Consider the following 22,175-nt stretch of genomic DNA (forward strand, 5'->3'; position numbering starts at 1 on the left):
GTGGTTACTTTTTCTTATGCTTCGGCTCCCAGATCAGGCGCACAAAAGAACTGAGCCTTTCGTTTTCCCGACTGACCGGAATCCCGGCGACGATGCCAATCAACAAATTATCGGCGATCCCCAGGCGCATCTGGGGCCGGATGGTCATATCAAAGTCGCGCTCGTCCAAGGTTTTGTTAAACTCCACACCAATAAAATTCCTGGTGCCCGGAATCATGTAGTGAAAACTTGTGTTGGCATCGTAGATCGTGTGAAAAACCTCGGTGTGGAAATTTTGCTCTACCGTAGGCCCCGTGTAAATCAGGCTATGGAAATTGTTGCCCCAGCGCTTAGCGACTACCAGAAAAGGATTATACACATTCCCTTTGATGAACGGCTTGCCAAAGCTTGCAAAGTCCGATAATTCCAGTTCGTTGATGTAGCCGATAGCCATGGAGGTGGCCCGCTGTTCATTGACGTAGAAGGACCATTGGGCCGCAACTTTCAGGCTGTTGAGCCGATTAGAAGGAACGTCCTCCCTTCCCGTCCCATTCACCGCCGAATAAAAGGTGAACGGCAGTTCGACTTCCAGACCCAATCGGTCCATTGGTGCCCATTCGTACTCAACGAGCGCTTCGTAAGAATCGAAGTTCAGGTTATCCGTAAGGCCCAAGCCAATGTTCCACTCTTTCTCCCCTTTTCTTGCGCCTAAATCACGGATCAGGTCAATGTAGAGGGGTTCGGCGTGCAAGACCTTTGCAGGCTCCAAGTCGCCTTCGTGTTGTTGAATGTAAATACTGTCTTTCTCTGCGGCCGTGGTTTGAGCATACAGGCCGATCATTGGTGACAATACGAGGATTGACACCATCATTTTTTTGAGGTACATATTGATTTGTTGAAAGCATTAGAAGTTCGTCCCGCCCCCCAATGGGGACAGGAGCAATGTTGCTGGCAAACAAATCAAAATCGGGGGGGAGGGGCCGCTGTTTCCAGGAAGCCTTTGGTTAGACAGGCTTCATAATGGGTCAGCGTTTTTTTTCGCACCACTATTGTAGGGGGCAGCGGCGTCTCCAATGCGATTGGGAGAGGCCATAGTCCTATTTTGAGGTTATTTTTCTTGTTGTGGTCTTCTGCATCGTGATCGTCAAACTCTGTAAAGGCATCTTCAAAACCTAAAATGGTTTCTACCAAAAACTCCACAATACTTTCCTGGTCATTATACGACAAATCTTCCGCGAAATGCTGTGGAAGGTGGTCAATGGCATCTACACTGATGTTGAACAAATGAAGGCCCATCAGCCCCCAAAGGGCCTTAGAAAATATACTATTTCTCAACTGGGTAATCACCGTATGCAAACGTTTTACCTGACGCACTTATTATTAATCCCCTAACCCGGCACCTGCGGCCGCGCCCCAGGCACAATACCCTACCAGCTAGCCCCCTCTGCCCCGGCTACAATTCGCCCCCGAAACTTCCGGTGGTGATGAAGCGCATCACGTAAACAAGCACGATACTGATGACCAGGCCAAAGGTGATTTTACCGAGGTCCTTGCCAATGTCCCAGAAGGCCTGCTTGAGGTTGAGATGCCCAGGGATAGTCTCGAAATAGACCACCGCAGCGCGGGCAATCATGGCGGCGGCCATCACGATGATGACCAGGTTATTGATGTCATCGCGGAGGTAAACGACGTAGGCGATGAGCAGCAAGAGCAGGCCGTTGAGGGCGATTCCCGCGTAGTGTGCCAGCGGTGCCCGCTCAACGTCGCTGGGCTCACGGTGCAACTCCAGCTTATAGCGGATGGCAATTTCCCGACCCGCCAGCAGGCCCAAAAAGACCCAGGTGGTGGACATCGGCACGTTGCTGAACTCCTTGAAGAACAACAGTACGATGCCGTAGATGAAGTCGACAATGGTGGCAGAGCGGATGTCGGTCGTATTCGTTTTCGACTTTACAATTTTCTGAATTTTTCCACCCTTCGCGTAAAAAATGATGCCCAGCATGAGCAAGAGAATGCTCAGCGAAACGGTCATTTCGAGGCCCGTGATCGTCCGGGGCAGGTAGACGTAGATGTTGGCAAAGTCCTGGATGAGCCACTGCCCCCACAAAAAGCCGGTGGAGCACCACTGCAGGATGGTCCAGTTGCGTTTGCTGCTTTCACTGATGCCATTTTCGATGAAGCGCTTATCGAGTGTCCGCGTCACAATTTGCCACACGAGAATGGCAACGCAAAAGGCCAGGGCGTAGCCGAGGATGGACTTCATCGTCATGTCCAGCAAGCCCGCTGGCTTGAAGAAGGTCAGGACCAGAAACGAAGTACTCACAGGGATGCCCGTCCGCGTCAGCACCATCAGCACCAGGGGAGGCAGAAGGTACGGCCAGGTCATATCTGCCACGAAGGGATACTTTTCCAGGCGGCCGTAGCTGACGTCGCCAGTGTATTCCATCCAGCCGTAGATCAAGGTGGCCGCCAGAATGGAGCCGGCGAAGGCCCAGAGCACGTACCAGGGGCGGTCTTCATTGGAGGAGAGGAAAGTCCCCAACGTTTGGATCGAGTCGTTCCCGACTACGGCGTAGCCAGCCAGGATGAAGCCGGTCCACATGATGATGAAGGTCAAATCCATAGTGCGCGTTCGCCCGTTTACCGGGCGGCGCAAAGATAGTATGGGCTTTGGCGGCCAATGTTAAGTGAGGGTTAAGTTCAAAAGTTGTGCCGCTGCTGCGCAGCTGCGTTTTGAACCACTAAGAACACGAAGAGGGGCTAAGTAAGACAGTTTTGAACCACTAAGGACACGAAGAGGGACTAAGTAAGACATTTCTGAACCAATAAGGACGCGAAAAGGGGCTTAGCCAAGTAGGGGAGCTGCGCTCCTTGTTTGAACCACTAAGAAAACGAAGAAGGACTAAGAAGAGAAGGGACCCTGCTGCGCAGGATCTTTTTGAACCACTAAGAAAACGAAGAAGGACTAAGTTTAAACACCCTTAGTGCCTCTTCGTGTTCTTAGTGGTTCAAAAGAAAGAGCGAAGCTCTCCCTTTAAATCGCCAGAATACTAGCCATCTCAATCAAGTCCCCCTGCGGCTTTTTCTCTTTGTAGATGGCCTCTTCAAAGGAAGTCAGCGTCACCAGGTCATTGACGATGCCGACGGCCACATTTTCTTCTCCTTCCAGCAGTTTCGTTACCGCTGCATAGCCGAGGCGGCTGGCCAGCAGGCGGTCCAGTGCAGTCGGTGCCCCACCCCGCTGGAGGTGGCCGATGACGGTAACTTTAGGCTCCATGCTCGCCAGGTCGTCTTTGATCTTGGCGGCAATGCCCGCCGCACCGCCCATGGGGTGGCCCTCCGCTACGATGACTACGCTGAAAAGCTTGCCCCGCGCCTTGTTTTTCTTCAGGACCGTCTTCAGGTCTTCCAAATTGGTGTTCGCCTCGGGAATCAACACGCTGCTCGCCCCCGAACCAATGGCCGTATGCAGGGCAATGTAGCCCGAGTGACGGCCCATCACTTCCACAAAAAACAGCCGGTTGTGGCTGTCTGCCGTGTCCCGGATTTTGTCCACCGCTTCAATGGCCGTATTGACTGCCGTATCAAAACCGATCGTGTAATCGGTGCCGTACAAATCGTTGTCAATGGTACCGGGGATGCCGATGAAGGGAATACCGTGCTCTTCGCTGAAGATTTTTGCTCCCGTAAAAGTGCCGTTGCCCCCGATGGCAATGCAGGCATCAATGTCGTAAGCCCGCAGGTGATCCGCCGCCTGCGCCCGCCCTTCGGGCGTCATGAAACGCATGGACCGGGCGGTGCGCAGTACCGTACCACCGCGCTGGATGATGTTGGCCACGTCGCGCCGCTCCATCCGCTTAAAATGCCCGTCGATCATGCCTTCGTAGCCCCGCTCAATGCCGTAGACGTGGAGCTTATTCCAGGCCGCAGTACGCACCACCGCCCGCAGGGCAGCGTTCATTCCGGGGGCGTCACCGCCGGAGGTGAAAACGGCAATGCGGCGAATGTCTTCTCTTTTCATAGTCGTTTTTTGGGGTAAGGGGTCTGGGGTACAGCCAGTGCCTAAAGCGCCTTGCGGTGAAAGTCCGCCAGCGCTTCAATGGGTTTGTGGACGAAACGGCCGGCCCGCAGGTCGCGCTCGTTCATGGCCGCCAACAGAATCTTCTTGAAGTGAAAAGCAATCGAGCCGATAAAGTGCACCGGAATGCCCAGGTGCCCCCGGTATTTGCGTACGTGGCGGTCTAAAAACTCCGCAAAGCTAGAGAAAACGATCTTTTGAATGAGCGGATGCTCCTGGTGCTCGCCCATAAAACGGGTAAAACTGGCCAGGTAAGTGTTCGGCAGGGCCGTTGAGTAGACCTTGTCGAGGATCGTCGAACGGTCCACCGTAGCAAATTTCTCGAAGGCGTCGTTGAGCTCGTCGTCCAGCTCCCGGTAGAAGTAGGCCCGCAGAAAGGCTTTACCCAGGTGCGAACCGCTGCCCTCGTCGCCCAGCATGAAGCCGAGGTTGGTGACGTTGTCAATCACGTCGTCACCGTCGTAAAGGCAGGTGTTGCTGCCCGTACCCAGAATGCAGGCAATGCCCGGATCCCGCCCGCAGGCCGCACGGGCCGCCCCGAGCAAGTCGTGCATCACCGTGATTTTTGCGGAAGGATACGTATGGCGCAGCGCGTCGGCAATGACTTTTTTGCGGTTGTGATCCCAGCAACCAGCGCCGTAGTAGAAAATGTCCGTAGGCTCCAGCCCGGGCAACAGCGCCGTAGAGAGCTTTTCCAACTCCGTGTACAGCAACTCTTTGGGGTGCACCACCGGGTTGAAACCTTCCGTATGTACGAAAGTGCTCTCCCCGTCTTTGGCCACCCAGGCCCAATCGGCCTTCGTAGAGCCGGAATCCGCGATCAATAACATTACTGCCAGTTTTTTTGCTTCGCGAAGGTAGTGTAATTTTTACACTAAGTCCGCTAGCTTTTGCGGCGAAAGTGGCAACCCGGTTGCTGCTTACCCCAAATTGTGGCTCTTCCCGGGCGCGGCCGCAGGTGCCAGGCAAGTCGAAAAGGAGCGAAGAAGGAAAAAAAAGCAGGCCCCTCTTGCGGGATAAAACTTTTTGTAGTAATTTTGTTTTCGACGGCAGATTTTTAAACATTTTATGGAACCGTAAGCTCTGACCCCTTGGTCAATGGCCCCTGCAGTGCCCCACACTTTCCATTTTCTTGGTTGCAAAAACACAATTCCGATGTCCGCTCCCCCTACCCCCCAACCCACGGCCCTGGGCCGAACCGTAGCCAAATGGCTGGATTACGCGGTTTTTTACGCTTTTGAGATTGTCCTGGTCCTGCTCATCCTCTACCTCTGCATCGCGCGGGGGCTCAGCTTCAGTATTGACGTGTACGAACCCCTGGAGCCCCGCACCGGAGCCCTCTCCGAAGCGTCAATGGAGGGATGGATGTCGACCGTCGGGCAATCCCTGGCCGTTCTGTTCACCGATTCCCAACCCGTAGCCGCAGTCGCCCCGCCCGCCCCGGTGGATTCAACGCAGGTGCCCAGCGGTGAGGAGGGCTTCGACGACTTCAACGCCGTAGCCCCCTCGGATGATCCCGCCCCCCACATCAGCAACCTCACCCTCGTGCTCAGCCCCGACTACGGCCACCGCAAAGGACTCCCCGCCCATATCGTGGCCGCCAAGCGCGCCCGGGTAGAGCGTTACCTGAACCGCTACCTGCCCATCGCCCAGCGGGAAATGCGCGACCACGGCATCCCCGCCAGCATCACCCTGGCGCAGGGGCTGCTGGAGTCCAACGCCGGCGATAGCAAGCTGGCCGTAAATTCCAATAACCACTTCGGCATCAAGTGCCGCAGCAAATGCCTGGGCTGCACCTGCCGCAACTACGGAGACGACACCCGCTACGACATGTTCCGTGTCTTCACCTCCGCCGCCGAAAGTTTCCGCGAACACAGCGCCCTGCTTACCTCCGACCGCTACGCCAAACTCAAAAACCACGGCATGGATTACCGCAAGTGGGCCCACGGCCTGAAGTCCTGCGGCTACGCGACCGACCAACGCTACGCCCAAAAACTCATCACCATCATCGAAAACCTCGAACTCGACCGCTACGACGAGCAAGTCCCCTAATTCCTCAGCAGCAAGTTCATTAGCCGCAACTATGAACTACTGAACTACAGAACTACTGAACTACTGAACTACCGAACTACCGAACCCCTAACCTCCCCAGCCAGTCCAGCACGATGGCATTATACCCCACCTGGTCTTCAAGATTGCAAAGGTGGCCCCGGCCTTCCATCACCATCAGTTCGGCCCGGGGAGCGTGCTTTTGGGCGTAGCGTTCGGCCGCCTCCAGAAAAACGTGGTCTTGGCTGCCCATCACCAGCAAAGCAGGAACCCGCAGCGGACGTTGGTAGAAACTGCGCACCACACTGAAGAAATCCTGGTAGAGGCCCAGCCACTTCAGGAAGTCGCCCGGCGCCAGCTTTTTCGACTGCCGCCGGTACATCTTGCGGCTGAAGGCGTGGTTCTTGCGCGGCATCACGATGATGATGAAAGAGTCATAGATCCAGCGAAAAGGAACGAAGTAGCTCAGGAATTTGCCGCTGTGCGCAAAAGCCCGGATGCGCCAGTCGGCTTTGAATACGCCCCCGGCCATGATCATTGACTTGATCATGCTCGGCCGCCGGTCATCGAGCTGCTGCAAGATGATGCTGCCCAGAGAAAGGGACATAAAATGAGCTTGCCGGATCCCGATGTGGTCCAGCGTCCGCACCACATCGTCGGTCACAATGTCAAAGTCGTAACTGTCGTAGTCAGGGTGCATATTTTTGCTGCCGCCGTGGTCGCGCAGGTCCAGCAAAGCCAGGTTGAAGTGATCCTGGAATGCCGCAGCCTGGTGCTTCCAGGTCAGGGAACTCCCCCCGGCCCCGTGGATGAAAACGATCCAATCCAGGGCATCGTCCTTGCGGATCAAGTCGTAGTGCAGCAGTTCGTTCAAGGCATCGAGATTTAAAGCAACAGGCCGCGCCCATGCTGGCCTAAATGTAGGACTTCACGCAACCAAATTCCTGCAAGGTTAAGCTATTGTTGGCGAAAAAGCCCCTTCGACTCCAAATATTAATCCAGCATTAAATCACACTGCTCCCTACATTATATCGTATTTTTTCTCTTGTGTAACGCCGTTACGATCAGCAAATTTGGGACCTGATCGGGGCTTTTACGGCCCCTGACCCTGGTGTTTTGTTGCTTTCCTGCCTACTGGTGGATTGGGGACAAGAAAAAAAGACGGTATGCTTTCGCGTTTCAATGAACCCCGCCTGGAATTGGCCATTTTTAGCCTGGAGGACGTTTGCGTCCGGGTTCAGCGGGGCATGGACGCCCATTTGAAAACGGCCGCTTTGGTGAAATCCGACGGAGTAGACGCGGTCTTCCGCTGGCTGCGCAAGCGCGGCATCAAGGTTTGCTTGCTCAGCCGCCGCGACCAGGCGGCCACCGAACTGCTGCTCGAACGCCTGGAATGGACCTGTGGCGAAGACGAGTGCTTCCAGTACATCATTTATGACCACCGCGAGCTGTCTAATCCCATCCAGGCAGCCCTCGAACATTTTGGCCTCAGCGAAGCTTCCCGGGCCCTGGTGCTTTCGGATACACCACGGCTTTTGCAGTGTACCGCCGAGTGCCGGATCCACTTCAACCTCGGCGTCACCAACGGCCGCACCCGCTACGATGTGCTGGTCAAAGAGCCCTTTTTTCATCTCCTCGACGGCGTGCTGCAATTGCCCAATTTCTTGTTGGAACACATCCCCCAAACTGCGCCCACCGTACAAGGTCGTCCCCTCATGCGGGCATCCGTCCAGCGCCTCCTCCTCTCCCGCCCCAACTGGGACGTCGGCTAGCTCCTTCTCTTCTTAGTCCTTCTTCGTGTTCTTAGTGGTTCAAAATATCCTGCGCAGCAGGGTCCCTCCCTTCCACCTTTACATCTTTCCCCCTTTACTCCTTACTAACCTACCAATTCCCCCGGTCGCTTCTTCCTGAGCGTGCCCGCACTACTGGTGCTGCGCAACACGCCTTTTTCCCCGACGTTGATTTCTGCGGCATTGCCCTCGTCGGTATCGATGTGCATCTCCAGGCGGTAGTCAGGAGAAACGCGGATGAGGACGTTGCCAAAGACGAGGGAACGCTCGCCGCTGCCTACGGCCACTTCGACGATGTCGCGGTCTTTCACCCCAAAAACGGCGGCGTCCTCAGGAGTCATGTGGATGTGTCGCCAGGCGCAGATCACGCCGTCTTCCAGGTCTACTGTACCGGCCGGGCCGATGAGTTTGCAGCCCGGGGTGTTTTCTACTTTCCCCGACTCGCGGATCGGCGCGTCAATGCCCAGAAAGAATTCGTCGGTCCGGCTGATTTCCAGCTGATCGGCGGAGCGGACGGGCCCCAGCACCCGTACCCGCTCGATCTGGTTGCGGGGGCCAACGACGGTAACGAGCTCCTCGGCGGCAAACTGCCCGGGCTGGCTGAGCCACTTCTTTACGGTCAGCTCATGCCCCTTGCCGAAGAGTTGCTCGACGGTTTCCTGGCGGAGGTGGATGTGGCGGGCGGAGATGGCAATGGGGATGGCCGGCAGGGTATTGACGGCGTCTTCCTGGGCAATGAGCTGCCCGCACTGCCGGGCAATGGCCAACTGCTCGTCCGTACGCACGGCGAGGAGCTTCACCCGGCTGTGCTGCATGCTGAAGTCGAATACCGGTGCCTGGTCGCTCAGTTTGGCGGAGTGGTTCTTGTCTTCGTTGATGATGGCCCCGAGAAAATCGAGGCGCTGGGCCGCACGGTGGCGGATGACGGGGCTGTTCTCGCCGATGCCGCCGGTAAATACGATGGCGTCCACGCCGCCCATCACCGCAGCGTACGCCCCGATGTATTTCCGCAAGCGGTGGGTGAAAACCTGAACGGCCAGCTGGCAGTCAGGGTCGCCTTCCGTAGACCGCTGAAGAATGGTGCGCATGTCGTTGCCCGCCCCGGAAAGTCCCGCCAAACCACTCTGGCGGTTCAACAGTTCATCGAGGGCCGCAGGGCTCAGGCCAGCCTGCTCGTGGAGGTAGCGGATCAGGCCGGGGTCCACATCGCCCGAGCGGGTCCCCATCGCCAGGCCTTCCAGCGGGGTCATGCCCATGCTCGTCTCTACCGAACGGCCAAATTCGATGGCGGCCACGCTGCAGCCGTTGCCCAGGTGGCAGGTGATGATGCGCAGGTCCCGCGTCTCCGCCCCGAGGTGCTTGGCGGCCACGGCGGCGACGTACTGGTGGCTGGTGCCATGGAAGCCGTAGCGGCGGATGCCGTGCTCGGCCAGCAGGGCCTTCGGCAGCGCGTAGGTCTTGGCCCGGTTGGGCAGACTCTGGTGAAAAGCCGTGTCAAAAACCGCAAAATGATCGACCGCAGGAAACAGTTCCTGGGCCGCCTGGATGCCGCGCAGGTTGACCGGGTTGTGCAACGGAGCCAGTTTGGCCAGGCCGGCAATTTTTTCTTCCACCCCGGCGTCAATGCGCACCGCCCGGTCAAAAGCCTCGCCGCCGTGAACGACGCGGTGGCCAACGCCGGCCAGCTCCGTATCCGCCAGCTTCTCCTTCAGTGCTTCGAGGCAGGTGGCGATGGCCCGGTCGGGACCCTTGCCGCTCAGTTCCAGGTGGGTTCCATCCGAGAAGTCGATGACCGGCGCATCGAGCAGCCGTTCGGCGTTCATTTCCAGCAGGCGGGCGCCCGTTGCGGGGTCAATGACGGCGGCCTTTACCGAAGAACTGCCGGCGTTAATCACTAAGATGTTCACGGAGGTGGGGTTTGCAGGGGGAAACGGCAAAGTAAATGGGGAGGTTCAATGTCCGTCCGGTCGGGCAATAATCCCGGGCGCGGCCGCAGGTGCAGTGCACGTTGAAGGAGCGAGGGATGCCCGCGCAAGGCCCCACGCATCAAGAGCGCACAGGTATTTTTGCAGCGCCCGCCCCCGTGCTTTCCAATAGTGGAGAGTTTCACTCATACGCCCTACCTTCAACTTGGTATTCCGCGCGGTGGCGGCGTTAGCAAAATCCTCATTTAGCTACGGCTAAACTCCGGTTTTGCTGCCTTGCCACCACACAGACTACCTGCGTTCAAGGTCAGGTCGATGAATGAACCTCTCCACTGGGGCGGGGGTATTCGCCGGGGGGGTATTACCTTTGCTGGCCTTGGCAATCATTGCCTGATAATCCCTCGGCCCTGCACCTGCGGCAGCGCCCTGAAAGACCCTCCCCTCAACGGCATGAGCTTCCTAAAAAAATTCTTCAGCAAGGAAAAAAAAGAGGACCTGGATAAGGGCCTCGAAAAAACGAAAACGGGCTTTTTTGATAAGCTGAACCGCGCCGTAGCCGGCAAAGACACCGTCGATGAAGAGGTGCTCGACGAGCTGGAAAACGTATTGATTACCAGCGATGTAGGCCTGGAAACGACGGTTAAAATCATCGAACGGATCGAAGCCCGCGTGGCCACTGATAAGTACGTGAACACCACCGAACTGAACCAGATTTTGCGGCAGGAAATCGTCAATCTCCTGGCCGAGCAAAATGACGTGGACTACGAAGACTACGTCCTGCCCCCGGTAGAGGGTGGTGGCCCGGCCGTAATTCTGGTGGTGGGCGTCAATGGCGTGGGAAAAACAACAACTATTGGTAAAATTGCTCACCAGTACCAGCAAAAAGGCCACCGGGTGGTGCTGGGCGCGGCCGATACCTTCCGGGCGGCGGCGGTGGACCAGCTCAAGATCTGGTCGGAGCGCGTGGGCTGCGATTTTTACGCCAAGGGCATGTACACCGACCCCGCCGCGGTCGCCTACGAAACGACGAAGTACGCCATCGATAACCACTGCGACGTGGCCATCATCGATACCGCAGGGCGGCTCCACACGAAGTTTAACCTCATGAAGGAGCTTTCCAAAATAAAAAGATCGATCACCAAAGCCCTGCCCGCTGCCCCCCACCAGGTCTTGTTGGTACTCGACGCCACCACGGGGCAGAACGCCATTGAACAGGCCCGGGCCTTTACCGAAGCGACCGACGTTAATGCGCTGGCACTCACCAAGTTAGATGGCACTGCGAAGGGCGGTGTAGCCATCGGAATCACGGATCAATTCCAGGTCCCCATCCGCTACATTGGCGTTGGCGAAGGCATCAATCACCTCCAGGTTTTCAATAAGAAAGCCTTCGTAGACAGCCTTTTCGGGAGCGATTTGAAAAATTCTTGAAAAAAATTTTGCGAAGTCGTGCACATTTTGTAATCGAGTGAGTTTTAGCCTCCGAATCACGCAAACGAAAGGAGCCGACTACATCCGGCAAGACGTAATCGGCTCCATTTTTTTGTAGTGTTTCGAGTTTTCCTGGCGTACCGCGGCAACGGTATGAACCCCAGAAATTTGCAATTATCTCTCTAACTCGGCAGCCCAAATCAGTGAACGGAAAGGGGCCGCCGCGACACTACAATTACACGATTATGTTTAAAGTAACGCGTTTACTATGGCTAGCGCTGTGCACGCTCGTCTTCGCAACTGCCCCACTTTTCGCACAAGATACCCAATACGAAGTTAATTTTGCAAGTATTCGCTTCGTAAATGTCAATCTCAACGCAGATTGTTCGCGCGCCATGATCTATTCCAACTTACTCAGCGGTGATGCTGATGCGGATGGAGATGGCCTCGTCCCCCCCGAAAGTGCTTTTAATATCGTTATCAACGACAGCAACCCGGCAAACGGCCGCATCGTCGATGGCTGTGGGACTTTCACCTACACCATTACTCCGGTGCCGGGCAGCGGTATTATAGGCTTCACCAACGGCTCTGGCAGTATTACTGCGGCTGACGTTTCTTCGCCGGTGCAGGTGTCCACGGCAGTTCCCCGCGGACCTTTCCTGACGCCCCATCTGGCCAGCCTGACGATTAACACCTTACCCGTTTCGGTTTCCCGCTCTTTCATTATCGACCGGGCCACCACCATCCCCCGGATGAGTACGCTGGACCCCCAGCTGATGACCCGCTTACTGGCGGGTGGAGATATTCCCCGCTTTACCGATGGCTGCTCCGATATTAAGGTGGTGGTTAAGGACGTCGTCCGGGAAATCAGTGAGTGTGGCAACATCATCATTACGCGCACCTTCACGGCTACTGACGAAAGCACCACTTGTTCCAGCGGTGGCCCCAGCAGCAGCCCCACCATCGTCAGCTACGACATCGTACTGGAACGCCCCCGTGGCAGCAACGTACAGCCTCCTGCGCCGGTAGTCAATATTGAATGCAACAACCCCGACCTGGTGCCCGGCGTTAATCCGCCGCCCGCCGTGGAAGACCGTCCTTTCCTGAACGGTCCTGCCGGCCCCATTTACCTCAACACCACCTACGGCAACGTGGGCGCGTCGTTCTCCGATAGCGAGCGCATCCAGACCTGTACCAACACCTATAAATTCGTACGCACCTGGACGGTCATCGACTGGTGTGATCCAGACAATGTGCGCTCCTTCTCCCAGTTGGTAAAAGTGGGTGACACCAGTCCGCCTACCCTGACGCTGCCTACCCAGGACCTGGATTTTGACGGCCTGCCCGACACCGGCCCCCTCGTATTCAGCACCAACGCACCGGGTTGTGGTGCGGTGCTGTCCACCAACACCAACGGCTTGCGCGTTACCGACCTTTGCTCCTCCGTCACCAGCCTTGAAGCCTTCGTACTGCTCAATGGCAACCCCGACGACCTGCTGGGCCCCATCAATGTCTACGCCCCCAGCCCCGTTAACCGCCTGACGCCCTTCCTGCCCGCTGGCCCGCACGTACTCCGCTACGTAGCCACCGACCAGTGTGGTAACGAGGCGGTGGGGGAAGTCCAGATTCTGATCGAAGACCGCTCCGGCCCCGTCATCATCGCCGAAGACGCCCTGAACGTTTCGCTGAGCAACAGCGGTTTTGCCGAGGTAGCCGCTACAGACGTGGACCGGGGTTCTTACGACGACTGTTCGGACATTGTACTGGAAATTGCCTTTGCCAACCCGGCGACCTTACTCTCCATCGGTGGCTTCGGCCCTTCCATCACCCTGACCTGCATTGACGTAGGTGCCGTCCCCGTCATCCTGCGGGCTACCGACGCCAACGGTAACCAGAACCAGCGCATGTCCGTCATCAATGTCGTAGACAATTCCGCGCCCCTCTGTATTGCTCCCGGTTCGGTTTCCCTGAGTTGCACCGAAGCGGCCACCATGCTGCCCGAAGACGTCAACGTTTTCTTTGCCGCCGACCCCAATGGTACCATTAACATGTTCAACGAAATGTTTGGCCTGCCCACCAGTCTGGACAACTGCGGGAACGAACTGACGACCCAAACCATCTTCTCCACCATCAACGACTGCGGAACGGGGCAGGTCACCCGCGTCTTCACCGTCACCGACGCCCGGGGCTTTACCTCCGCGCCCGGCTGCCAACAGATCATCAACGTGGGTGGGGTGCGCAATTACACGCTGGAATTCCCGGCCGATGCTTCCGCTACCTGTGGTTTCTCTCCGTCCTTTAATAACGTAGTGTACACGCCGCTGGGCTGCGACATGGTCGTCTCCACGATGGACGTCGACACCTTCTTTGCTACTTCCGACGCCTGCTTCAAAATCCGCCGCACCATTGAAGTCATCAACTGGTGTGAGTACGATGGCATCGGTGCCTACTACAACGTGCCGCGTGATGCCGACAACGACGGCAACTTCAACGAATCCACCTTCCTGCACATCGTCCCGAACGGCAACACCAACAGCCTGGACGACGTAGCCATTCTGGACCGCGACGGCGTACGGACCAACGCCAACAACATCGGCTTCCTCGATCCGAATTACGCTACTTCCCGCAGCCGGGGGGCCTTCCGTTACGTTCAATTCCTCAAGGTGTTTGACGACGAAGCCCCCATCCTGACCCACGTGGAAACCGAGGTGGAAGGCACCGAAGATTGCAACGGCGGCGACGTAACGATCGAATACAACATCTACGACGCCTGCTCCGGTGCCACGGTTACCACTACGGCGGAACTGGACCTCGACTATGCCCCGGCGGGCGGATTCACGGCCAGCCGGGCCATCCGCTCCGATGAACTGACCAACAACGGCAGTGGCAATTACGCGGTCACCCTGGATGAGATTCCCGCCGGCGAACACGCCCTGCGCGTCCGGGGCTTTGATGGCTGTGGCAACACTACGGGCCGAATCATCCCCTTCACCGTAGCCGATAACGCGGCCATCTCGCCGATTTGCGTGCGCAATCTCACCTTCGTGCTGATGAACGACGGAGACGGCGGTGGTATCGCCTCGGTAGAAGCAGACGACTACGTGGTTGACGTAACGGGCAACTGCAACAACCGGCCCTTGCGCTACTCCGTGTACCGGGAAGAGGAGGAAGCCGGCGTGCCGGGCTTCGTCCCAATGCCTGGCCGGGGCAGTTTCCTGGTCAACTGCGAGGACGAAGGAGAAATTTCCGTGCGGGTGTACGTATTCGCGGAAAACGGACAGTCCAGCTTCTGCGCAACCACGGCCAGGATTACTGCCTTCAACCCCCAGATCTGCGCCAATTCCAATGGTACGGGCTCGCTGGCTGGCTTCATCACTTCACCAACCAACGAGTTACTGCGTGGGATTGAAGTCCACATCAGCGACCTGGAGCAGATGGACAACATGATGTACACCGACGACAACGGCAGCTTCTTATTCAACGACCTGATGGAGGGCCACGAGTACATGATCCGTCCCAGCATGCCCGACCAGGTAGACCTCGCCCGGGTGAAAACCAGTGACATCTTTAAGATTACCAACCACGTCCTGGGCATCGAGCGCATCACCAATCCTTACCGCCTCATTGCGGCCGACGTTAATGCCGACGGCGTGATCAACATCTCGGACATGGTAGCCATTCGGCGGGTTATCCTGGGCCTGGACAATACCTTCACCGACGGACCTACCTGGCGCTTCATCCGCCGCAGTTTCAGCCTCGACGGGCTTCAGGAAGGTTGGGATCCGGCGATCTTCCCAAGTACCTTCACCGTCGATGAACTCCGGGGACATAACCGGGAAGCTGACTTTGTAGCCATCGAAATCGGGGACGTGTTCACCGAAATCATTCCCCGCAGTGACCTCCACTTCACTGCCCAGGACCAAGTCCTCAAAGCGGGCGAACGCGCCACCATCAGCCTCGGCGCTGCGGACCTCGCTGGCTTCCAGGGCACGCTCGATGCCGCGCCCGGACTGGTGATCGAAAATTGGCACTCTACCCTCCTTTCTGCGGGTAACGTCAACGCACAATCGCTGCAGCGGGGCCTCCTGGCCATCAGCTACAATGGCGCTGAAGACCTGGCGGGCCGGGAAATTATCCGCCTCGACGTGCGGGCCGATATCAATCTCCGAATTAGTGATTACCTTCGCGTCTCCGACCGGGTAACCTTCCCCGAAGCCATTGCCAAGGAAGGCGGCACGGCCGGACTGCGTATCGCTTTTGAACAATCCAACACAACGGAGGGACTGGCCCTTTTCCAGAACTATCCCAATCCGGTTTTTGCACAGACGACCATCGAATTTGACCTGCCCAGCCCCAGCGAAGTATCGCTGGAGGTACGCGACATCACGGGCCGACTCCTGAAGGAACTGCACCTCCAGGGGAACGCTGGCCGCAATTCGGTAATGCTTTCGTCCCACAACGATCTCATGAACGCAACGGGCATCTTCACCTACACCCTCCGGGTAGGGCAGGAGCGCCTGACCAAACGTATGACGGTGGTAGCCCACTAAAGCTAACCCCGCTGGCCAAACACCAGAAAGATTTAGAGAGTAGCGCGACCCTGCCGGACCTTCGGGACCGGTGGGGTTATGCTCTTTTTGGGACCTACATCGCTCTTATTTACGAAACCATGCACCTGCGGGAGCGCCACTACTGCGATCAATACTCATCAAAACACTTCCTAAGTGCCGCCGGTATTTTTACCACATCCCTCGTAAGTAATACTTATCTTTGACCAAGATCGGTAGGCTGGCACCGGGCATTCTGGTGGTAGTTTAACCATATAAATGTACATACAATATTTACCAGTAATCATTTTTGAACTCCCTCACTTTATCCCTCCCTGGTTTCGACCAAATGTTTGCCCACCTGACCGTGCCAGCAATGCTGGTAGCGGAAAATGGTACCGTGCAGGGCCTTAACGATGCGGCCGCAGCGCTCTTTTGCATGGAGGAAAACGAAGTGCGGGGTAAACTCTGGGCAGGCTTGGATGCCCACCTGACGGCCATCCAATGGCGCAGTCGTTGGAAAGAATTACAGACGGCCAAAAAACTGACCTACGCCACTGATATCCTGACCGGGCATGAGTACCTCCGTTCGGTCAATGTGACCCTGGCCCTGCTGGAACCCAGCCATACGCTCATCATCCTTCAAGACCGCATTGCCTCAAGCATGATTGAGAGCGAGCTGGAGATGATGGCCGACAAACTCCAGGCAGGGTTTTGGTCTTACAACCGCGTCGATGGCCGCATTCGCATCTCTCAGCACGCCCGCCGTTTGCTGGGTCTGCCCGACGGAGAACCCACCAAGCAAAATGTCCTGCTTTGGTTGAGTCAGCATATCCCCACCAGTCAATGGGAAGAAATCCGGGCAATGGGCCAGCGCCTACTGCGGGAGCCCCTGCAGGTCAATCATTCCTTCTTTTTAGAAAAGGAAGGAGGCCTCGGGCGGGTGAAGGTTTCGGCCAACTCCGTTGGTAATTCCCTCCACATTACCCACCTCTACGGCATTATTCAGGAAGACCGGAACGAAGCCGATAACCCCAGTGGGCACAACATCTCCGGAGACCTGGCCATCTTCAGCATCGAACACGCCCAGGACATGATTTTCTGGACCCGCCCCGATGGGTCCATCTTTTACATCAACCAGATCGTCAGCAACAAATTGGGCATCCCCAAGGAAAAGCTGATAAAGATGAAAGTTAAAGAGTACGCCCCTTACTTCGACGGGCAGGTGCTCGAAACCTTTTGGCAGCGCCTGCGCACCGAAAAGTATTTTGAAGCGGAGTACCCCCTCTACCGGAGCGATGGGCAGATCATTGACGTTTACGCATCCATAAGCTACCTCCGTTTCGGAGAAGAAGAGTTTTCCTGTGGGATTTGCCGCGACATCACTACCCGCCGCAAACTCGAACAGCGCCAGAAGCTGACCGAATTTACAATTGACAATTCAGAGGAAATGATCCTCTGGTCTACTCCCGAGAGTGCCATCACCTACGCAAATGATACCTTTTTCAGCATGACGGGGTATCAACTGCAAGACCTTTCCTCGCTCAGCCCCCAATCGCTATTTCCCGTCCTGGTCAATCCTGATCAGGAGGTGTTGTGGAACCAACTTCGTAAGGAGCACCACCTTAGCTTCGAAAACAACCTGCGCCTCGCCAAAGGGAAATTGATCCCCGTGCGCCTCGACATGAATTACCTGCAATTCGAGGGAGGAGAGTTTGCCTGTATTTACCTGCGCGATCTGCGTGGGAAAAAAAAGCGGGACCGCCAAATCAAACTCTCTCAGGTTGCGCTGGATACGGCCCTGGATTATATCCTTTGGCTTGACGAAAAGTTCCGCATCAGATACGTCAACAATGCGCTTTTGCAGCTCTTGGGCAGTCATCCAAAGACTTGGGTAGGCACTGCCGTAGAAGAAGCGATCCCCGGCCTGCACCGCACAAGCATCGCCCCCGGAGAAACGCTGGACGTAGCCATTATCCCCCATAAGGGCACCGAAGAAATCCACCTCAACCTGCAGTGCAGCGAGGTGGTCTACGAAGAAGAGTCCATCTTCATGCTCGTGGGCCGCGACCTGACCGCCCTCGTCGAACTTCAGGAAGACCTCAAACTGGAAAACCTCAAAATCAGCGAACTGCGCGATCGCCTGCTCGAAGAAAACACCACCCTGCGCGAAGACTATGGCAAGGATTACAACATCAATGAGATCATCACCGTCAGCCCCAAATACCAGGCCATCCTCAAGCAGGTAGGGCAGGTAGCCGACGTAGACACCACCGTCTTGATCACCGGCGAAACGGGTACCGGCAAAGAATTACTGGCCCGCGCCATTCACCAACTCAGCGACCGCGAAGAGCACCCCCTCGTGAAGGTCAACTGCGCTGCCTTGCCCGAAAGCCTGATCGAAAGCGAACTCTTTGGCCACGAAAAAGGGGCCTTCACCGGAGCCACCGCCCGCAAGAAAGGCCGCTTCGAGATGGCCGATAAGGGCACCATCTTTCTGGACGAAATCGGCGAGTTGCCCCTGGAACTGCAATCCAAACTCCTCCGCGTCTTGCAAGAAGATGAGTTTGAACGCGTGGGCGGTACTGAAACCATCCGCGTCGACGTACGCCTGGTAGCGGCCACTAACCGCGACCTGGCCGAGATGGTCCGCGAAGGGCGCTTCCGCGAAGACCTCTACTATCGCCTCAATGTCTTCCCCATCGTCAATCTTCCCCTGCGCGAAAGACCAGAAGACATCCCCGTCCTGGTCGAACACTTTACCCATAAGTTTGCCAAGCGCCAGGGCAAGACCATTCGCCGGGTCAACACCGCAGATCTTAACCTGCTCAAGAACTATGCCTTCCCGGGCAACATCCGGGAACTGGAGAACCTCGTCGAGCGGGCCGTTGTCCTTTGTCAATCGGACACCCTCAGCATCAAAATCGGCCAGGGCGCGGGTGCCGCCACTACCCGTCAGCAACGCTTCCTGAGCTTCGAGGAAATGCAACGGCAGCACATCATCGACGCACTCAAACGCACCGGTGGCCGCGTCACCGGCCCAGACGGTGCAGGCATTTTGCTCGACATGAACGACCGGACGCTGGTCTCCAAAATGCGTAAACTGCGCATCGAAAAGCATGAATACTTACTTTAGCCGTGTTTAGACACCCTCGCAGAGTGTTTGGCAAGCTACCTTGTCTCCCATTATCTTCGGGTTGTCGAAATTCCCACGTATAACACGAACATTTAGGCCCCGCCTCGCGTAACCAACCTAGGTGCTGTGTTACATCCTTACACATCACCCATTTTTGCTCCAGTTTTGTCAACCGCAACTAACCATAACGCTATCAAAGAAGATCTACTTTCCCGCTGGCTTTTGACTAGTGAGAAAGGGCTGGTCGTACTGGTTTTCTCCGCCAAATGGATGGGGAGTACCTACTTGTTTGAAAGTTTCATGAAAGACATTCGCGAAGCTGCCCCAACCCCCTTTGCCCTTGATTACATTGACGTTGAGGACGACGAGGAGATTGCCAGCCAGCTTGGTGTCTCCCAACTGCCAACGACTGTCCTGCTGAAAAAACGCGAGGTGGTCGATATGCTGGTGGGCCCCATGTCCCGCAAAAAATTAATGGCCCGCATCACGCCCCATTTTTAGCGTCCGCTGGGGCGCGGCCGCAGGTGCCGGGGAAAGGGACTGAGGAGCAAAGCCCCACCACCCACCAAAAAAAACCAGGCTAGCATCTCTCAGGTCAGCAGCTGGCCAGCGCTGTCTTTCCCCTCGCTAAACCATTTTACCATGATGCTTTATACCTTTAGTGGCACTGCGGTGCTGCTGGGCTTGGCCGGACTCTGCTTGCTCCTGGCCCTGACCGTAGTCTCGCTGCGCCGGATTTTGCGCCAGCAGGCCACTGGCCAACGCACGAAAAACGCCGCCTTCAGTTTCACCGGCCCCGTCCAGCAACTCAGCCTTTGCGCAGCCATCGCCGCAGCCTTCGTCACCATCAACTGGACGCGTTTTGCTGCCGAACCTACCCAGTACGCCGCCTTTGAAGTGATCGAAGACCTCATTGAGGTGGACATTCCTACCTTTTATGCCCCACCGCCGCCACCACCGCCCCCGCCACCGGTCATTGAAACCGCCCCCGTAATTGAAGTGGAGCCCGAAGAATTTGTCAGCCTGGACGTGGCAGCAGACGAGGCCGTCCCTCCCCCCGCTCCGCCACCCGCCCTCGCACCTGCGGCCGCGCCCGTCCCCCCACCCCCTCCCCCGCCGGTGGACTACGGCACGGACCAGGAATTTTTGTTCGTAGAGCGCATGCCCGTTTTCGGCCAGGAATGCCGCGAACTCTCCGGCGACGCCCGTAAGGCCTGCTCCGATCGTGCCCTGCTCGCCTTTGTACAGTCGCGCGTACGCTACCCCGCCATGGCCCGGGAAAACGGGCTGCAGGGGACGGTAGTGGTGAGCTTCACCGTAGAAAAAGACGGCAGCATCAGCGCCATCGAGGCCGTCCGAAAAATAGCCGGTGGCTGCACCGAAGAAGCCCTCAAAGCCGTGGAAGCCATCAACCGCGAAGGGCAAAAGTTCACGCCCGGTATGCAACAGGGCCGCCCGGTAAGGGTCCGGTTCAACCTGCCCATTAAGTTTACCTTGCAGTAGTACTGTAGTTAGGCATCGTTGCAAGGAGGTCCACTGGCCCCACCGTAGCTTCAGGGGGCCGGTGGACCTTCTGCTTTTCCTTATTCCGCCAACTCGCCCAGGCTGTTTTTCACGGCAAAGAAGATTTCCCGACCAATTTGTTGCACCCTTTCGTCGTACCGCGCCGCTTCCTCGGGGGTGTCATCTGCCTCCTTGGGGTCGTCGTAGGTCAGCGGCAAGCGGAAGGCTGCACCGGGGATGTAGGGGCAGTTTTCGTCGGCGTCGGAGCAGGTCATGATGGCGGCAAAGTCTTCAGTCGGGTTGGCGGGGTCATCAAAGGTCTTGGACCAGCTGATGACCGGCGCGGCGTCCTCAGAAAAGTGCACGGCGTAGCGGGGGTTCTCTCCGCCCGGGTTATCGATCACGAAGCCCGCCCGCTCGAGGGCCGCCACAGCGCGGGGATTGAAGGCCGTAGCCTCCGTCCCACCGGAATAGCAGCGGATGTTTTCCAGGCCGTAGTGCGCCGCCGCCACCGCAGTCCAAACCTGGCCAAGGTGACTGCGCCGCGAGTTGTGGGTACAGATGAAATTGAGCTGTACGGTCTTCTCCGCGTTTCGCCGAAGGTAATCGCTGAGTTTGAGCAGCAAAGCCTGGCGCTCGGCGGGGACTTGGCTGGCCTGCGCAATAATCTCCGCCACGTAGGCTTCCAAGGCGGGGTAGAACTGGTTTTTCATAGCTGACCATTTTCAATGCCAGGAGATGACAATCCCCCCCGAAGGAACCAATCCCAGGGTAGTGAGGCCCACCCCATTGCCCGCAGCAGCACCGCAGAATCAGCACGGACAGTCCCGGTCCAGGACGTAAGTGTTAAACAGTTGGTTGAAGAGTGCCTGGATTTCCCGCCACCGCGGCGCGTTGATGCAGTAATTGACGCTCGTTCCTTCGATGGTGCCCTGGATGATGCCGATGGCCTTGAGTTCCTGGAGGTGCTTGGAGATGGTCGGCTGGGCCAGCTCAATCTCTTTGGCAAAGTCTCCGCAAATGCAGCAATTGACTTCCAGCAGTTGCTGGATGATGGCAATACGGGCCGGGTGCCCGAGAGCCTTGTAGATGACCGCCAGTTCGTTTTGCGCCTGCGTATAGTTTTCTGCCTTAGTAAGCCCCATGGTCTTGGTAATTGTAGTTTGCTAAGCAACGCCAGGATAAGGTGGACGCCCGCAAAAGTACCGTCGCTGCTAGCAACAACCGCTGCCGGGTGCACAAGTGCTGGCCCCCACCGCGAGGTTTTTGATGGACACCTTAGGCTTTTCCGCCGGGATGCCGCATTTGTCTTTCGCCAGGCAATCCGTCAGTTGCCCCACCAGCGCCAGGCCGTCGCCCACCACTTCCAGGCCGTACTGCTCGATGGTGTTTTGGCCTTGGAACTCTACCTGTACTTCCAGGTCGCCCAGGCCGAGGTTGCGCTCTGCCAAACTAATGATGTGGTGAAATTTCGTTCCCAGCAGGCGATGGTCATAATCGGTAGCACTCCACAGCTGGAGGGTAGCCACTTTTTCGAGCCGTACCGTGCCGCCGCAGTCGATGAAGTGCTTGGTCGTTTCCCCCACTTCAGTAACGTGAAAGTGACTCGGGACGAACGTTCCGTTGGGAAGGGTGATGGCCAGTTCTTGCTTATCCGCAAGGAAGTTTTTGAGTGCGCTGATTTTCATGCTGCAAATATAGCTATAAAGCTATGAAAGAAACAAGCCCATGCGTATTTTT

17 protein-coding genes are annotated in these 22,175 nt (G+C 56.8%); 7 read left to right on the forward strand and 10 right to left on the reverse strand.

What is annotated here, in order from left to right:
* Nucleotides 1–4: 4 nt before the first annotated feature.
* From H9S92_RS21640 to H9S92_RS21660, 5 genes are all read right to left on the reverse strand, one after another.
* Complete coding sequence (locus H9S92_RS21640; RefSeq protein WP_187468797.1) at nucleotides 5–865, reverse strand: HAEPLYID family protein; 861 nt, start codon at nucleotides 863–865, stop codon at nucleotides 5–7.
* Nucleotides 866–939: 74 nt separating this feature from the next.
* Nucleotides 940–1,353 (reverse strand): hypothetical protein, encoded by a 414-nt coding sequence (locus tag H9S92_RS21645; protein WP_222936203.1) that lies wholly within the window; start codon nucleotides 1,351–1,353, stop codon nucleotides 940–942.
* Between the two features lie 79 nt (nucleotides 1,354–1,432).
* A complete protein-coding gene (locus H9S92_RS21650) occupies nucleotides 1,433–2,602 on the reverse strand; it encodes a hypothetical protein (RefSeq protein WP_246464049.1) in 1,170 nt (389 codons plus the stop codon).
* Between the two features lie 411 nt (nucleotides 2,603–3,013).
* Nucleotides 3,014–4,000 carry a 6-phosphofructokinase gene (pfkA, locus tag H9S92_RS21655; protein ID WP_187468799.1) on the reverse strand — a complete coding sequence of 329 codons (987 nt, stop codon included), beginning with the start codon at nucleotides 3,998–4,000 and terminating at the stop codon, nucleotides 3,014–3,016.
* A gap of 41 nt (nucleotides 4,001–4,041) precedes the next feature.
* Nucleotides 4,042–4,887, reverse strand: coding sequence for a hypothetical protein (locus H9S92_RS21660; RefSeq protein WP_187468800.1), 846 nt, complete (start codon nucleotides 4,885–4,887; stop codon nucleotides 4,042–4,044).
* 325 nt (nucleotides 4,888–5,212) lie between these two features.
* Here H9S92_RS21660 and H9S92_RS21665 point away from each other — a divergent pair, with 325 nt between their 5' ends.
* Nucleotides 5,213–6,109: a glycoside hydrolase family 73 protein gene (locus tag H9S92_RS21665; protein WP_187468801.1), complete on the forward strand. Its 897-nt coding sequence runs from the start codon at nucleotides 5,213–5,215 to the stop codon at nucleotides 6,107–6,109.
* 76 nt (nucleotides 6,110–6,185) lie between these two features.
* Here the strand turns inward: H9S92_RS21665 and H9S92_RS21670 are convergent, their stop codons facing one another.
* Entirely contained in the window at nucleotides 6,186–6,980 is a 795-nt protein-coding gene (locus H9S92_RS21670; RefSeq protein WP_187468802.1) for an alpha/beta fold hydrolase, read from the reverse strand.
* A 292-nt stretch (nucleotides 6,981–7,272) separates the two neighbouring features.
* Between H9S92_RS21670 and H9S92_RS21675 the strand changes: the two genes are divergently transcribed.
* The gene (locus tag H9S92_RS21675; protein WP_187468803.1) at nucleotides 7,273–7,878 is read left to right on the forward strand and encodes an HAD family hydrolase; all 606 of its coding nucleotides are present in this window, start codon (nucleotides 7,273–7,275) and stop codon (nucleotides 7,876–7,878) included.
* A gap of 104 nt (nucleotides 7,879–7,982) precedes the next feature.
* On the opposite strand, the gene H9S92_RS21680 is transcribed toward H9S92_RS21675, so the two are convergent.
* Complete coding sequence (locus tag H9S92_RS21680) at nucleotides 7,983–9,803, reverse strand: acetate/propionate family kinase (RefSeq protein WP_187468804.1); 1,821 nt, start codon at nucleotides 9,801–9,803, stop codon at nucleotides 7,983–7,985.
* 468 nt (nucleotides 9,804–10,271) lie between these two features.
* Between H9S92_RS21680 and ftsY the strand changes: the two genes are divergently transcribed.
* The 5 genes from ftsY (at nucleotide 10,272) to H9S92_RS21705 (ending at nucleotide 20,435) form a co-directional block, all read left to right on the forward strand.
* Nucleotides 10,272–11,249 carry a signal recognition particle-docking protein FtsY gene (gene ftsY / locus H9S92_RS21685; RefSeq protein WP_187468805.1) on the forward strand — a complete coding sequence of 326 codons (978 nt, stop codon included), beginning with the start codon at nucleotides 10,272–10,274 and terminating at the stop codon, nucleotides 11,247–11,249.
* 395 nt (nucleotides 11,250–11,644) lie between these two features.
* Nucleotides 11,645–15,799 carry a T9SS type A sorting domain-containing protein gene (locus H9S92_RS21690; RefSeq protein WP_187468806.1) on the forward strand — a complete coding sequence of 1,385 codons (4,155 nt, stop codon included), beginning with the start codon at nucleotides 11,645–11,647 and terminating at the stop codon, nucleotides 15,797–15,799.
* Nucleotides 15,800–16,106: 307 nt separating this feature from the next.
* Entirely contained in the window at nucleotides 16,107–18,932 is a 2,826-nt protein-coding gene (locus H9S92_RS22735) for a sigma 54-interacting transcriptional regulator (protein ID WP_187468807.1), read from the forward strand.
* Nucleotides 18,933–19,058: 126 nt separating this feature from the next.
* Nucleotides 19,059–19,433, forward strand: coding sequence for a thioredoxin family protein (locus H9S92_RS22420; RefSeq protein ID WP_187468808.1), 375 nt, complete (start codon nucleotides 19,059–19,061; stop codon nucleotides 19,431–19,433).
* A 141-nt stretch (nucleotides 19,434–19,574) separates the two neighbouring features.
* Complete coding sequence (locus H9S92_RS21705; protein WP_187468809.1) at nucleotides 19,575–20,435, forward strand: energy transducer TonB; 861 nt, start codon at nucleotides 19,575–19,577, stop codon at nucleotides 20,433–20,435.
* Nucleotides 20,436–20,515: 80 nt separating this feature from the next.
* Here H9S92_RS21705 and H9S92_RS21710 read toward each other — a convergent pair whose 3' ends face one another.
* From H9S92_RS21710 to H9S92_RS21720, 3 genes are all read right to left on the reverse strand, one after another.
* Nucleotides 20,516–21,148: a low molecular weight phosphatase family protein gene (locus tag H9S92_RS21710; RefSeq protein ID WP_187468810.1), complete on the reverse strand. Its 633-nt coding sequence runs from the start codon at nucleotides 21,146–21,148 to the stop codon at nucleotides 20,516–20,518.
* A 99-nt stretch (nucleotides 21,149–21,247) separates the two neighbouring features.
* Nucleotides 21,248–21,580: an ArsR/SmtB family transcription factor gene (locus tag H9S92_RS21715; RefSeq protein WP_187468811.1), complete on the reverse strand. Its 333-nt coding sequence runs from the start codon at nucleotides 21,578–21,580 to the stop codon at nucleotides 21,248–21,250.
* 69 nt (nucleotides 21,581–21,649) lie between these two features.
* The gene (locus H9S92_RS21720; protein WP_187468812.1) at nucleotides 21,650–22,123 is read right to left on the reverse strand and encodes a DUF6428 family protein; all 474 of its coding nucleotides are present in this window, start codon (nucleotides 22,121–22,123) and stop codon (nucleotides 21,650–21,652) included.
* Between the last annotated feature and the right edge of the window lie 52 nt (nucleotides 22,124–22,175).

Origin of the sequence: Neolewinella lacunae (assembly GCF_014349155.1) — a bacterium.
In the GTDB taxonomy this organism is placed as follows: domain Bacteria; phylum Bacteroidota; class Bacteroidia; order Chitinophagales; family Saprospiraceae; genus Neolewinella; species Neolewinella lacunae.

Excerpts from the sequence above, each read along its gene's own strand:
- H9S92_RS21715 (WP_187468811.1), bottom strand. The coding sequence starts at position 21,580 with ATGGGGCTTACTAAGGCAGAAAACTATACGCAGGCGCAAAACGAACTG.
- H9S92_RS21675 (WP_187468803.1), top strand. The coding sequence starts at position 7,273 with ATGCTTTCGCGTTTCAATGAACCCCGCCTGGAATTGGCCATTTTTAGC.
- H9S92_RS21660 (WP_187468800.1), bottom strand. The coding sequence starts at position 4,887 with ATGTTATTGATCGCGGATTCCGGCTCTACGAAGGCCGATTGGGCCTGG.
- H9S92_RS21640 (WP_187468797.1), bottom strand. The coding sequence starts at position 865 with ATGTACCTCAAAAAAATGATGGTGTCAATCCTCGTATTGTCACCAATG.
- H9S92_RS21690 (WP_187468806.1), top strand. The coding sequence starts at position 11,645 with ATGATCTATTCCAACTTACTCAGCGGTGATGCTGATGCGGATGGAGAT.
- H9S92_RS21705 (WP_187468809.1), top strand. The coding sequence starts at position 19,575 with ATGATGCTTTATACCTTTAGTGGCACTGCGGTGCTGCTGGGCTTGGCC.
- H9S92_RS21720 (WP_187468812.1), bottom strand. The coding sequence starts at position 22,123 with ATGAAAATCAGCGCACTCAAAAACTTCCTTGCGGATAAGCAAGAACTG.
- ftsY (WP_187468805.1), top strand. The coding sequence starts at position 10,272 with ATGAGCTTCCTAAAAAAATTCTTCAGCAAGGAAAAAAAAGAGGACCTG.
- H9S92_RS21665 (WP_187468801.1), top strand. The coding sequence starts at position 5,213 with ATGTCCGCTCCCCCTACCCCCCAACCCACGGCCCTGGGCCGAACCGTA.
- pfkA (WP_187468799.1), bottom strand. The coding sequence starts at position 4,000 with ATGAAAAGAGAAGACATTCGCCGCATTGCCGTTTTCACCTCCGGCGGT.
- H9S92_RS21710 (WP_187468810.1), bottom strand. The coding sequence starts at position 21,148 with ATGAAAAACCAGTTCTACCCCGCCTTGGAAGCCTACGTGGCGGAGATT.
- H9S92_RS21650 (WP_246464049.1), bottom strand. The coding sequence starts at position 2,602 with ATGGATTTGACCTTCATCATCATGTGGACCGGCTTCATCCTGGCTGGC.